Annotated in this window: 15 protein-coding genes and 1 tRNA gene; 15 read left to right on the forward strand and 1 reads right to left on the reverse strand. The window is 61.1% G+C overall.

Going from position 1 to position 12,673, the window contains the following annotated elements:
* Positions 1-10 precede the first annotated feature (10 nt).
* Positions 11-1,228: an MFS transporter gene (locus ACL9RJ_RS10400; protein WP_017123781.1), complete on the reverse strand. Its 1,218-nt coding sequence runs from the start codon at positions 1,226-1,228 to the stop codon at positions 11-13.
* 1,182 nt (positions 1,229-2,410) lie between these two features.
* Between ACL9RJ_RS10400 and ACL9RJ_RS10405 the strand changes: the two genes are divergently transcribed.
* The 15 genes from ACL9RJ_RS10405 to ACL9RJ_RS10475 all read left to right on the forward strand — a co-directional run bounded on the left by ACL9RJ_RS10405 (position 2,411) and on the right by ACL9RJ_RS10475 (position 12,222).
* Positions 2,411-3,622, forward strand: a complete 1,212-nt coding sequence (locus ACL9RJ_RS10405) for a methyl-accepting chemotaxis protein (RefSeq protein WP_422765224.1) — start codon at positions 2,411-2,413, stop codon at positions 3,620-3,622.
* Positions 3,623-3,737: 115 nt separating this feature from the next.
* Positions 3,738-3,814, forward strand: a tRNA-Met gene (locus ACL9RJ_RS10410).
* Between the two features lie 170 nt (positions 3,815-3,984).
* A complete protein-coding gene (locus tag ACL9RJ_RS10415) occupies positions 3,985-5,226 on the forward strand; it encodes a tyrosine-type recombinase/integrase (protein ID WP_422765197.1) in 1,242 nt (413 codons plus the stop codon).
* 168 nt (positions 5,227-5,394) lie between these two features.
* Entirely contained in the window at positions 5,395-6,339 is a 945-nt protein-coding gene (locus tag ACL9RJ_RS10420) for a hypothetical protein (protein WP_422765198.1), read from the forward strand.
* 84 nt (positions 6,340-6,423) lie between these two features.
* A complete protein-coding gene (locus tag ACL9RJ_RS10425) occupies positions 6,424-6,693 on the forward strand; it encodes a helix-turn-helix transcriptional regulator (RefSeq protein ID WP_422765199.1) in 270 nt (89 codons plus the stop codon).
* Positions 6,694-7,062: a hypothetical protein gene (locus tag ACL9RJ_RS10430; RefSeq protein ID WP_422765200.1), complete on the forward strand. Its 369-nt coding sequence runs from the start codon at positions 6,694-6,696 to the stop codon at positions 7,060-7,062.
* The gene (locus ACL9RJ_RS10435) at positions 7,059-7,538 is read left to right on the forward strand and encodes a hypothetical protein (RefSeq protein WP_422765201.1); all 480 of its coding nucleotides are present in this window, start codon (positions 7,059-7,061) and stop codon (positions 7,536-7,538) included. The genes ACL9RJ_RS10430 and ACL9RJ_RS10435 overlap by 4 nt, the downstream gene beginning before the upstream one ends.
* Positions 7,535-8,014, forward strand: a complete 480-nt coding sequence (locus ACL9RJ_RS10440; protein WP_422765202.1) for a hypothetical protein — start codon at positions 7,535-7,537, stop codon at positions 8,012-8,014. The genes ACL9RJ_RS10435 and ACL9RJ_RS10440 overlap by 4 nt, the downstream gene beginning before the upstream one ends.
* On the forward strand, positions 8,011-8,370 hold the full coding sequence (locus ACL9RJ_RS10445; protein ID WP_422765203.1) for a hypothetical protein: 360 nt from the start codon (positions 8,011-8,013) through the stop codon (positions 8,368-8,370). The genes ACL9RJ_RS10440 and ACL9RJ_RS10445 overlap by 4 nt, the downstream gene beginning before the upstream one ends.
* On the forward strand, positions 8,367-8,678 hold the full coding sequence (locus ACL9RJ_RS10450; protein WP_422765204.1) for a hypothetical protein: 312 nt from the start codon (positions 8,367-8,369) through the stop codon (positions 8,676-8,678). The genes ACL9RJ_RS10445 and ACL9RJ_RS10450 overlap by 4 nt, the downstream gene beginning before the upstream one ends.
* Positions 8,665-8,973 carry a hypothetical protein gene (locus ACL9RJ_RS10455; RefSeq protein ID WP_422765205.1) on the forward strand — a complete coding sequence of 103 codons (309 nt, stop codon included), beginning with the start codon at positions 8,665-8,667 and terminating at the stop codon, positions 8,971-8,973. The genes ACL9RJ_RS10450 and ACL9RJ_RS10455 overlap by 14 nt, the downstream gene beginning before the upstream one ends.
* Positions 8,974-9,047: 74 nt before the next feature.
* Positions 9,048-9,335: a hypothetical protein gene (locus ACL9RJ_RS10460; RefSeq protein ID WP_422765206.1), complete on the forward strand. Its 288-nt coding sequence runs from the start codon at positions 9,048-9,050 to the stop codon at positions 9,333-9,335.
* The gene (locus ACL9RJ_RS10465) at positions 9,328-9,555 is read left to right on the forward strand and encodes a hypothetical protein (protein WP_090292727.1); all 228 of its coding nucleotides are present in this window, start codon (positions 9,328-9,330) and stop codon (positions 9,553-9,555) included. The genes ACL9RJ_RS10460 and ACL9RJ_RS10465 overlap by 8 nt, the downstream gene beginning before the upstream one ends.
* Positions 9,552-10,433, forward strand: coding sequence for a toprim domain-containing protein (locus tag ACL9RJ_RS10470; protein WP_422765207.1), 882 nt, complete (start codon positions 9,552-9,554; stop codon positions 10,431-10,433). Before ACL9RJ_RS10465 ends, ACL9RJ_RS10470 begins: the two co-directional genes overlap by 4 nt.
* The gene (locus ACL9RJ_RS10475) at positions 10,420-12,222 is read left to right on the forward strand and encodes a DUF927 domain-containing protein (protein WP_422765208.1); all 1,803 of its coding nucleotides are present in this window, start codon (positions 10,420-10,422) and stop codon (positions 12,220-12,222) included. Before ACL9RJ_RS10470 ends, ACL9RJ_RS10475 begins: the two co-directional genes overlap by 14 nt.
* Positions 12,223-12,673 lie beyond the last annotated feature (451 nt).

The following is a 12,673-nucleotide window of genomic DNA, read 5'->3' on the forward strand; positions in this document are numbered from 1 at the left end:
TCCTGAAGTCTCAGGCCTTTTTCGTCTTCGGCAACAACACCGCCAACACCCCGAACAACGGCAGGAACGAGCACATCGTGTACACGTACTCGATACCGTGGATATCCGCCAGGTGCCCCAGCAGCGCCGCGCCGATACCGCCGAAACCGAACATCAGGCCGAAGAACACCCCGGCGATCATGCCGACATTGCCCGGCACCAGCTCCTGGGCAAACACCACGATGGCCGAGAAGGCCGACGCCAGGATGAAGCCGATCACCACGCTGAGCACCGTGGTCCAGAACAGATCCACATAGGGCAGCATCAGGGTGAAGGGCGCCACACCGAGGATCGAGAACCAGATCACCGCCTTGCGCCCGATCTTGTCGCCGATCGGTCCACCGGCAAAGGTCCCCGCCGCCACCGCGCCGAGAAACAGGAACAGGTGCAGTTGCGAACTGGCCACCGACAGCTGGAATTTCTCGATCAGGTAGAAGGTGAAGTAGCTGGTGAAACTGGCCATGTAGAAGTACTTGGAGAACACCAGCAGGCCGAGCACCACCAACGCCCCCAGCACGCGATTCTTCGACAGCCCGTGGGTGGCCTTCTGGCCCTGCTTGAGCTTGAACAGGTTCAGGTGCGCGCGATACCAGCGGCTGATGCCATAGAGCACGCCCAGGGCGAACAAGGCGAACAGCCCGAACCAGGCGACATGACCCTGGCCGAACGGAATGATGATTGCCGCCGCCAGCAGCGGACCAAAGGCCGAGCCGGCGTTACCGCCCACCTGGAAACTCGACTGCGCCAGACCGTAACGACCACCCGAGGCCAGCCGCGCCACGCGCGAGGCTTCCGGGTGGAACGTCGAGGAGCCCACGCCGATCAGGGCAGAGGCCAGCAGGATCAGCGGGAAACTGCCGACCTGGGACAACATCAGGATACCGATCAGGGTGCAGATCATGCCTGCCGGTAACAGCAGCGGTTTCGGATGGCGGTCGGTGTAGAAACCCACCCATGGCTGCAACAGCGACGCGGTGACCTGGAAGGTCAGGGTGATCAGCCCGACCTGGGTAAAGGTCAGCCCGTAGTTGGCCTTGAGCATCGGGTAGATCGACGGCAGGACCGACTGGATCAGATCGTTGATCAGGTGCGCCAGCGCTACCGCGCCGATGATGCGCATCACCAGGGGGCTGGATTGCGGTGTCGTCGATGCGACGGTCGCGCCAGCGGACGTTTCAGTGAGAGCCATGAGGGAATTCCGTCACACGGATGGGTGCATGATTGCAGGTGCGTCAATGTGCCATTTTTTAGTGCGGCAATACCAGATGCTTGATGAGCTAACGATCCATCCAAGTGCAAAGAAATGCCTGATAGCTCTTTGCTACTGGTCTGAATCTTGCCTACCTTAGCTCCTACAGCGCGGCCCCTTACAAAGGGGCCCGAGAATGGGAAGTTTCGCTACAGCGGCCGGCCAACAACGCCCTCACTGGCGACTCTTCCGAGGTCTTTAACGATGGCATCCGTCATGACCAACCCGTCATGACCGCACTCAAACAGTGCTGGATGCCTTGAGGAGTGGTCAGGCATGCACGCTTTTTTATCACCAGGGATGCGACTGTTGGGGCGATTCGGTTTCGCCCGTAAATTTCAGGTGCTGTTCCTGCTGTTCATCGTGCCGCTGATGGGTAGCCTGTACATGATCGGCCAGGATTACCGCAGCAAACTGGCGCTGATCTCCGAGGAACGTGCCGGTGTCCGCCAATTGCTGGCCCTGGACTCCCTCGACAGCCTGCTGGCCGCCCAACGCGACCGCGCCGCGCGCTGGCGCGCCACGGAAACCAACCGCCAACCGACACCCGCCACCCTCGCCGCCATGGCCGTGCTCGACAAGGCCCAGCCCGAGGTCAAGCAGGCTATCGAGCAACTGGGCCAGGCCCTGCAAAACGAAGGCGCCAACGGCGAGACCATGAAGCGTTACCAGGTCCTGCAAGCCACCCTCGAAGGCCTCGACTCGGGCAGCCTGAGCAAGGTCGGCTGGTGGCCGGACGGCTATGACCGCTTCACCTCCGCCCTCAGTGCCCTGCAAGGCCTGCGGGAACAGATCGCCATGGACAGCCGACTGATCCTCGCGCCCTGGATGGAAACCTACCTGCTGACGCAGATTTCCACCCAGCACGCTCCCGACCTGATCGAACGTGTCGGCCGTCTCGCCAGCGTCGGCCAGGCCTCGGTGGTGTCGGGCCAGTTCAGCCTGCAGAGCCGCCTGCAACTCAAGGACCTGCGCAGCCGCATCGGTGATGCCCGCGACCAGCTGACCAAGACCGGCGCGCAACTGGAAACCCGCCTGCCGGCGGAACTGCAGAACTGGGCCGGACGTTACCGGGAAAGCCTGAATCACCTGGACGAGGGCCTCAAGGCGCTGGACGACGGCATGTTCGGCGGCAGCATCACCCTCAAGCCCGAAGGTTTCGAGAAAGCCCTCGACACCTTACTCGACCAGTTGGCCGGCTTGCGCCAGGACTCCCTGACCACCCTCGACAGCCGCCTGGACTACTACCACGCCCAGGCCATCCGCCAGTTCACCCTGGTCGCGGTGATCTTCGGCTGCCTGCTGCTGGCGGCGCTGTACCTGTTCATCTGCCTGCAGGCCTCGATCCGACGCAGCGCCAGCGGCATCACCCTGCTGGCCGAATCCCTGCGTGACGGCAACCTGTGCCTGCAGGTACCGGTGGAAGGCCGCGACGAACTGGCGGCCATCAGTACCGCGCTGAACGTCGCCGTGGTGCAACTGCGCACCAGCCTGCAGGGCGTGGACCACGAGACCCTGCAGTTGAGCGACGCCGTGCGCACGCTCAACAACCATTCCAGCGGCGCCCTCAACGAGGTCGAGGCGCAGCAGCAACAGATCAGCCAGATCGCCGCGGCGGCCACGCAACTGGCGGCCACGTCCCTGGGGGTCGCGCAGAGCTGCGAACAGGCCTCCGGCAGTGCCCAGAACACCCAGCGCATTGCCTCGGACAGCAGCCGCGACAGCCAGCGCACCACCGCCAGCATCCAGCAGCTCAACCAGCGCCTGAACGAAACCGCTGCCGCGCTGGGCCGGGTCAGCGAGCAGGGTCAGCAGATTCAATCGGTGGTCGACACCATTCGGGGGGTCGCCGAACAGACCAACCTGCTCGCCCTCAACGCCGCCATCGAAGCGGCACGGGCCGGTGAACAGGGCCGTGGCTTTGCCGTGGTGGCGGACGAAGTACGCAGCCTGTCGCAGCGCACCCAGAGTTCCACCGCGCAGATCGCCAGCACCGTCGACAGCCTGCGCGCCACCGTCAGCCAGGCGGTGGCACTGATGGAAGCGGCCTGCGGCCAGGCGGAAACCGACGCGCAATCGGTGACCGGGCTGGGCGAGCGCCTGGTGGAAATCGCCAGCGCGGTGCAGAGCGTGACCGATACCCTGGCGCAGATCGCCACGGCGGTGGATGAACAGGCGAGCACCGCGGACGAGGTCAGCGGCAATATCCAGCAGGTCGACCAGGCGGCGGTCCGGCTGCTCGAAGGGGCTCGCGCGGTGAACCGCGCGGCGGACACCCTGAGCGAAGGCAGCAGGGCCCTGAGCGACAATACCGGGCGATTCCGCCTGAGTTGAAACGGCCAAGGCCCGCGGATTCCGCCGTCGGGCCTTAAGCTTTTGATAGCGTAGAGAAAATTTTCAGATATTTGCTTGACACAACATCGTTCCAAGCGAATAATGCGCGCCACTTGGCTACATAGCTCAGTTGGTTAGAGCATAGCATTCATAATGCTGGGGTCCGGGGTTCAAGTCCCTGTGTAGCCACCAAGTACCTGTTTACAGATGTCTCCATGAGTCTCTAAACAACCTCAAGAAGCCCGCCTAGTGCGGGCTTTCTTGTTTCTGGCTATCTCTCCTTGTATCCCCCTATACCTTCCCTCCGTGTATCCCCCTGTGTATCCTCGACAAATAATTGAACCGAGGGGATACAAGCCCAAATGAAGCGATCCGAGATAAAACGCCGCCCCCTTTCCGATACCGCATTGGCCGGCCTGGAGCCTGATGCCAACGAGTATCGCGAGCTGGACGGGAGCGGCCTTTATTTCCGCGTGAAGCCTGATGGCCAAAAGTCCTGGCAGCTTCGTTACAAGAAGCCCGACGGCAAATGGTCATGGCTTGGGCTTGGCGGTTACCCCGAGGTGAGCGGATCAGTCGCCAGGCAGAAAGCGGGCGAATTGCGCACCGACGCCGCCGACGGCAAAAACCCGATCGTTACCAAGCAAGCCCGCAAGAAAGCAGAAAGGGATGTCGCCGGCGAGACATTCGAGCCACTGGCGCGAGAGTGGTACGCCTCTCGCCTCACCAACTGGGACGCGGGCACCGCCAAGCGAATCATCGGCGCCCTGGAACGTCACGTCTTCCCGGTGTTCGGCAAGCGCCCCTACGCTGACATCACACCGCTTGAGTGGATGGAGTTTTTGCGCGGCATGGAGCAGCAGGGAATCCTTGAGCAAATGAGCCGGGTGCGCTCGTACTGCAGAGACGCCTACGACCTGGCCCGGGTAACTGGCCGGGCGACCCATAACCCGCTTGAGGGGCTGCAAAAATACCTCCAGTCAGGCAAGGCCGAGAACTACGCCCACGTCTCACCCGATGAGCTTCCCGGCCTGATCCGCGCCATCGCTGCCTATCCGCACGCCCACGATGTGCGCCTCGGCCTGCGCCTGCTGAGCCTGTTCGCCGTGCGCCCCAGCGAGCTGCGCGAGGCGCAGTGGTCGGAGTTCGATTTCGCCAAGAAGGTCTGGACGATCCCAGTCGAGCGCAAAGGCCGCAAAAAGGGACTTGAGCACCTGGTGCCGCTTTCGTCTCAGGCGATCGAGGCGCTGGAGGAGCTGCGCCAGTACACCGGCAGCTATCCCCTTCTGTTCCCGGGCCGCAGCGACCACACCAAACCACGCAGTGACACCGTGTTTCTGATGGCGCTGCGCCGTATGGGATATGAGGGCCGACAAACCGGTCACGGATTCCGGCATATCGCGTCGACAGTGCTCAACGAGAACGGGTTCGAAGAGAATCACATCGAGGCCCAGTTATCACACAAAAAGCCTGGCGTTGCCGGCGTCTACAACAAAGCCCAATACCTGCCGCAGCGTAAAACGATGATGCAATGGTATGCGAACTACCTTGATGGCCTCGCCGGTGGCGTTGTTATCCAAGGCGACTTCGGCAAGCGTGCCTGATTGCATCCCTAGCAGGCGTAGACAGATATAGATTTAAGGCATTTACTGTTCAGATAACCAGTATCATAGCGGTATCAGCGTTTTGGCCAGCCTAGCCCGACGGGGCGAAAAGCGGACACTCATCCACCAGGCTGGCCAATCTAATGAGTAATGCCGGAGGGCATTTAAGTGGCAGGAATTCCAACTGCGGACCAATTTTACAAACTGTCCCTTGTAGCAGATCGGTACGAAGACCTCGGTTCGAAGGCGATCTCCTTCGAGCTGGATGCGCTGGCTTTCTACGGTTATCGCGACGAGGATGTCCCGGCGGTCGCCACGACTTGCGCAAAGCTGCTCAAGGAAAAGCATGACGAAGCCCTCGGCGATGACTGCAAAGCAACGCGTGATTGGATCGAGGCCGAACCTGCTTTTGCCATGGCCTTTAAGTCGCTCGGGTACATCACGGTTGGGGACGATCACTGGGACGGTCCTATACAGCGTGAATTGGAGCGATGGGTGCCTAGATTGCGGGATGACAAAGACGCGTCCTCGCGCTACCTCTCTACGACCATAGCCCGCATTCCAAACCATTATCTGAAATACATATCGCGGCTCGCTGGAGCTTGTTACAGATACATAAGCGGGGTCGGTCATCGCACCGTAATCGAAGGGCCTTCGACCATACGCCGCCTAAAAGACCTGATTGCCGAATTTGATGAAGTGCTCAACACAGAGTGGTTACCGGACAGCCTTAGGACAAGTCTCGCTTATAGCCTTAGGACAAAATCGGTGCTGGAAGCGCTCGAACACCACGGAGACATTGCTTCTCCAGCAAGTCGAAGGAATGACGTGGACCTTCCAACGCGGCTTTTCGCCACCGACCTGCTGAGGGTCAATCAAGATATGTTTCGATCCTTCCACAAGAAATCCGTATTCCACTTAATGGGGCTGTCTTTCGTGGATAGACCTCTGGAGATGAGAACTATTGAACGGCTCGCAAAGAGCGAAGTTGATGCTCATCGAGAAATTGCCGCCAAGCGTATCTCCGACAAAAGAGGGCTGGATTACGACTATGTTCTGGCGACACTAAAAGCGAATAAAAGCTTCACCTTCCCGCGCGAGAACACAGGCTGAAATGATGGCGCTTTGTCGTGCCCAAAGCGCCAGCGAATTGCGAATCTGTCTCCCGTCATCTCCAGCTATTACGGGAATCGCATCATGCAAACGGTCCACACGCCCCACCAGCCATCCCCAGCCGCCGCGCAGAACTTCGACCCGGCGATCACCCTAATCCGTATGCCGGATCTCGAAGCCATCACCGGCCTCGCTCGCCCCACCGTCTACAAGCGCCTCAAAGACGACCCGACCTTCCCCCGCCCTGTGCCGCTGAGCAACAGCAAATCGCGTGGTTCGCCAGTTGGCTTTGTGCTGGCCGAGGTCCATGCCTGGGTACGCCAGCGCATCGCCTTGCGAGGGGAGGCGGCATAAATGACCGACCAAAAAAAAGGCCAACCCATAAAGGCCAGCCCAGAAAAAACTCACGCCGATAGTACCACCAGCACAGGGAAAGCGCCGACGAAGATCAGCCGCGTCCTGGCGTATCTGCTCCAGGACCGCAGCCTCAATCGCTTCGAGGCCGAGCGCTTGGGCGATCACTGCCTACACAGCACAATCAGCAGCTTGACCCACGGTTACGGCCTGAAGTTCGCCCGCAAGTCCGAGCGAGTGCCGAACCACTGGGGGCTGCCTTGCCTTGTGACTCGCTACAGCTTGCCGCCCACCGAATACAAGCGCGCCAAGAGCGTGCTGGCTATGCTCAAAGGGACAAATGCCCCTCATCGCCCGGTGGCAGCATGAATGTCGTACTCATGATCGGCGATGAACGGTCGATAACTTTGGTTGCAAGCAATCACGCCCGCCGGTATGGTTCTCCCCGTCACATTGCTGACAACGACCTTGGCGGGTCGAATGATTTCAGGCGCAACAGCGCCCCCATTACGATTGCAGGCGCTTTTTTTGTGCCCGCATTCTCGTTTTATGGCGGGTTGCGCAGGAGCACCCTCGGGTGCGCCGGGTTCCTGAATCACCGGTCCGCCAATCCTGTGCAACTCGCCACCCTTCTCTGCTTGGCGGCAGGCCGTGGTGGTTCCCATGATTCGGGAGCTACATCCATGAAACACACCCTAAATCCGTTCGCGATTCGCGCATTTGCTCACCGCCGCATGGCCCTGAGCGCCCTCCGCGCAAACTCATCACTTTCCGTTCGTCTCACACGCTACAACGCCCACATGGTCATGGCTCGTACCCTGGAGTCTGCCGGGGGTGCTGAATGAATACTCCCGCCCGCACCATCCATCAGATCGCCCACGACGCACTTGAAGATCTAGGCAGCGCACAGGTCGTCCTGGGTAAGCTTGAATCCCTGCTGTATGCCGCACTTGCAGACAAGGGCACGAGCCAGCACATCCGCAACCTGGTGGATATTGCGTGGAACCTGGCCGCTGATGGCGCCAACACTGCCGATTGCGATCACGAGGCGATTACTCACGCATTGAATAGTTGCGAGGCAATTGGTCTCGGTTCACCCATGACCTTTTTCACCTTCGCGGACAACCCGGCAGTGACGCCAGCCTCTTACCAGGACTGCGTCTTGTACAACCCGTGTGAGGGCTACTTCGTTGCTACCTACAAGGAAGTTGATGGTCAGCAGGGTTTTTACAAGTTTGGCGAATATGAAGCTCTGTGCCACACGCTAATTCACCGCTGGGCGCCTCTCCCTGACTTCCAGGCTGCTGGGGGTGACCAGTGAAAACGTCAATCAAAACCCGCGACGACCTCAGCTTCACCAGGCGCGACGATGTGGGCCGACTCATCAACTGGCCCTTGGGCAACCCCGGCGTGGCTGCCGACTGGGAAAAGGGAATGGCTTTCTTCAACGACGAGATCGTCGAGCTTGCCGCGCACGACGAGCATGAGGCGCTTTGGGCCATCAAGTCAGCATTGGGCGCAATGTGTGGCCGCTTTACGTGCCTTGAGATCGGCTTCGTGGATCGCATCGCTATTGCCGCGGTGAATGGTTTGCGCGCAAAACGCAATGGCGTTGCCTGGGTTGAGGATAAAGACCTCGAAGACATCGAGGATGAATCTCGGGGGGGTTCGGCATGAAAACCCTAACCAACGGCGACTCGCCCCGCACCGGCGTGGTGATCAGCACCTCCGCTCTTACCCCAAGCGAACAGCGAGGCATGCGTATCGCTCGTGAATTGTTCGACGAGCTCCGGACGATCTACACCCAGGCGATCGCACCCTCCCTCGGCGGTAGCAGCCGACCGATCAATATCCGCATGCGCGATCTGATGGCCGAGATCCATCTGCATTCGCACGGCTTTATGTCGAACCACTGGAAAACTGATCAAGAGATCGAAGACGCCAAACCGATCAACCACCGGGAGATATTCAATGTCGACCGATAACCACGCCCACGACGTACGCCAAGCCTATTGGTTCGTCTACACGCCCGCCGTTGAGAAGAACGGCCTGCTGTACTCGCGAATGATCGCCCCTTTTGAATCCGAGGAGGAGGCGGTGAACGGAATGGAGCTACTCAATACACGCTTTCCTGGTCCAGCCAAGGCGGCTGTCGGTCAACTCACCTATCAAGGTGTGCGTTCGGTCGAAGACATGGAGCAAGCATTCCGAATTGCCCGCGGCGATCTGGCTGATGAGTTGGCCGGGCCAGATCCACGCCGGCCGGTAGATCGTAAATGACCACCACCCGATTCCAAGGCGGCAATGCCGTCATGTTCAGACTCGATCTAGCGACCTGACCTAAGAGGTTAAGCATGAAAATTCAAAATGGCGCAACTGCGTCGACGGGATCGGCTTGCCTGAAAAAAGCCACCGAGCTGTTTTACGTCACGCACCCGAAGGTGCCCAAGGCATTGCTGGGACCGTTCTTGACCGAGGCCGACGCGGAGTGCGGGCGCGTCGTTATGCGTAGTGCTGGCGCCCAGGTGACGGCCTGTCTGGTTGACTCAATCGACGACATCACCCACTGGCACGGTTTGAACAACGGTCAAGTTTGCCAGGCCTTTGCTGGCGCTGATCGCCGGGAGGTCGGCCATGGGTAACGTGACCCCAATCAAACGCAAGGGCAGTGGCGGCCCACCCGCTGCTGGCGCTCATATCGACAGCGCCAGCTATGTGCTGCTGGTGGAAACCCTGGTCGGCTTCCTGGAGCTGCGTATCTCGGAAGGCGACCAAGGCCGCCATTGTGATGAGCTGGAGCGCCTGACTCAGAAACTGGAGAGCTTGGCCAAGCGGTTTACCCCGCCGAAGGGGGCCGCATGACTGACGCAACGATCCTATTCCGTGATGCGCTCCAGGCCGTCTATGGCCCTCTCGACTGGCTGCCAGAGCCCGACGGCGCAATCCACCGATTCCGTGTGCCGGAGGACAAGCCAGGCTCGCTCAACGGCTGGTATGTGCTGTACCTGGACGGCATCGCGTCCGGCGCTTTCGGCAGTTGGAAAGCCGGTGGCGCCAGCACCTGGTGTAGTCGCGAGCCAGTGGACGCCCGCGAAGCCGCACAAATCCGCGAGCGGGTTGATCTAGCACGGCGCCAGCGCGAAGCCGAGCAACACCAGCGCCAGCAGCAGGCCGCCGAGAAGGCCAACCACTGGTGGCGCAATGCGCGCCGCGCCTCACCCGACCACCCGTATCTGGTAGGCAAGGCGGTTCGCTCCTACGGCCTGCGCCAGCGTGGCGCTGACCTGCTGATCCCGCTGTACCTGGATGGGCGCTTGGTCAACCTGCAAAGGATCGGGCCGGACGGCGACAAGCGCTTCCTGTTCGGCGGCCGGATCAAGGGCACCTATTCGCCGCTGGGCATCATCGAGCCAGGTTCTGTGCTTTGCATCTGCGAAGGGTGGGCGACGGCCGCCAGCCTCCACCAGCACGGCGGCTACGTTGTTGCCGCGGCCATGAACGCGGGCAACTTGATCCCGGCGGCGATGGCCCTTCGCGCTCGATACCCGGGCCAACCAATCGTCATCGCCGGCGACGACGACCGGCTCACCGATGGCAACCCGGGGCGCGCAGCGGCAAACGCCGCGGCGGCAGCCGTGGGTGGTCAAGTGGCATTCCCCGAGTGGCCAGAGGGCGCGCCCGATGACCTCACCGACTTCAACGACCTCGCCAACTGGAAACTCGCCCATGTCCAAGCCTGACACTAACGTCATCAACCTTCGGCCGGACGCCGCGACTATTGCGCCAGATCGCCCCTGCTGGGCGGTATATGAGCATTGGGTGATCAATGAGAAGGGCCGCAAGCTGCGTCCAGGCGTCTACTGGCACAGTTTCAAGCGCGCCGCCGCTGACCAAGACGATGACGAAGGCGATACCGGCGACCGGCCTATCACTGATGAGTGGATCTCCAGCCCCGTCACCGTCGTCGCCCGCACCACCAACAGCGACGATGGCAGCGAAGGTCGGTTGCTGCGCCTGATCACTGAGGGCGGCATCAAAGAATGGATCATGGCCATGGAGGTGTTCGGCGGCAGCGGCGAGGACGCCCGGCGAGCGTTGTTCGGGATGGGCGTAATCATTGCCCTCAAGAAGCGCGGCACGTTCATGGAGTACCTGCTCGACCAGCATCCTGCAGAAGTGTTTGCCACCACCAGCCGGCCGGGTTGGCATGAGTCGGGCGCGTTCGTGCTGCCTGGGCGGACCATTGGCAGCGCCAATGTGCGGTACCAGGCCAGTAACAAAGCTCAGGTACTTTTCAGCCGGCGCGGCGAGCTGGCGCTGTGGCAGTCGGAGGTAGCCGCCAAGTGCGCGGGCAACCCGGTGCTGACACTCGCGATCGGCTGCTCGCTGGCTGGCCCACTGCTGAGTTTGGTCGGCGTGCTAGGTGGCGGTGTTCACCTGGTGGGCGATAGCTCGAGCGGTAAGTCGCTGGCGCAACTGATCGGATCGTCGGTATGGGGCGACCCGGGCGTGTTCGCCGCAAGTTGGGACATGACCAAGGGCGGCCTGGAGATCGAAGCGTCGAGCCGCAATGACACCATCCTGCCCTTGGATGAGATCAAGCGCGCCGACCCCAAGCGCGTACAGGAAATGGCCTACTCCCTCGCCAACGGCCAGGGCAAAGGCACCATGACCCGCGAGCGCGAAGGCCGCGCCAAATTGAGCTGGCGCCTGCTGACACTCTCCAGCGGCGAGCGCTCGCTCTCTGAACACGCGGCCATATCCGGCAATGCCGCCCACGCTGGCGCCGAGTTGCGCATGGTCGACGTGAACGCCGGTACCCGCACACACCGGGCCTTCGACGAATTGCACGGGCTTGAGGGAGCGGACTTTCACCGGCAGCTCACCGTAGCGGTCGGCGCCCACCACGGCCACCTTGGACCAGCGTTTGTGGAGCACCTGGTCGCCGCCGACGATAAGCCCGGGCTGCTCAGTGACTTTGACGGCATCCGCGCCCAATTCGTCGAGGACAACGCCCAGGCCGGCCGCGTGGCTGACCGGTTCGCCGTGATCGCGCTGGCGGGCGAGATGGCCATCGCCTACGGCCTGTTGCCATGGGAGCCGGGCACCGCCCTCTCCGACTGCCGCTTGCTCTACGGGGAATGGCTCTCCCGTGTCGGCGGGGGCAACGCAGAAGACCGCCAGATCCTGGCCGGCATCATCGATTTTATCGACAAGCACGGCAGCAGCCGATTCTCCGATGTCGACGCAGCGGAGGTGGACGCCAAGGTATTCAACCGCGCCGGATACTGGGAGCTGGTGGCCGGCAAGCGGCTCTATCTGTTCAACAAGTCCGCGCTGATCGAGGCCGCCCATGGGTTCGGCCTCACCCGCGTGGTCAAGGCACTGGAGGTTGGCGAGGCCCTGGCCAAACGCGACACCGACCGCGATAGCCGCAAAACCAAAAAGTACCGCATCCCCGCCGGCGGATCGGCGCGGCTGTACGTGATCGACCCAGAAGCCATGGACAGCGAAGGGGCCGGCGCATGACCACCAAATCCACCAAGTACGAATGCCCGAGTTCACAGGAACCTATAAACGTGGGGAACAGGGGGAACGGGGGAACAGCCAGTAAAACCGTGGGCTGTGGCCGTTCCCCCTTATTGAATGTATGGGGAACAGGGGGAACACAAACATGTTTTTGAATATAAGCATGTCTGCGTTTTCCAGAATTTGGTTATCACCGTTCCCCACAAAAAAACGTGGGGAACAGAAACCCCCTCTGAAAGCCCCGGAAACATTGGCTCTTCCCACTGTTCCCCCGTTCCCCCTATTTTTTTCTAGAGACACATATGGGCAATGGAGCAATCAGGCCGAGGTGACGCCATGAGTCTCCTTTCCGGCCTGCTCGATCACATGCCCCCAGCCATTGCCGGTACCGACTCCGCAATTTTGCGGAGTCGCCATGAACCTCGCCCGCGCATGGTGCTGGCCAACCCAG

The sequence above is a fragment of the Pseudomonas sp. Mn2068 genome (genome assembly GCF_049319725.1).
GTDB classification, from domain to species: Bacteria; Pseudomonadota; Gammaproteobacteria; order Pseudomonadales; family Pseudomonadaceae; genus Aquipseudomonas; species Aquipseudomonas gingeri.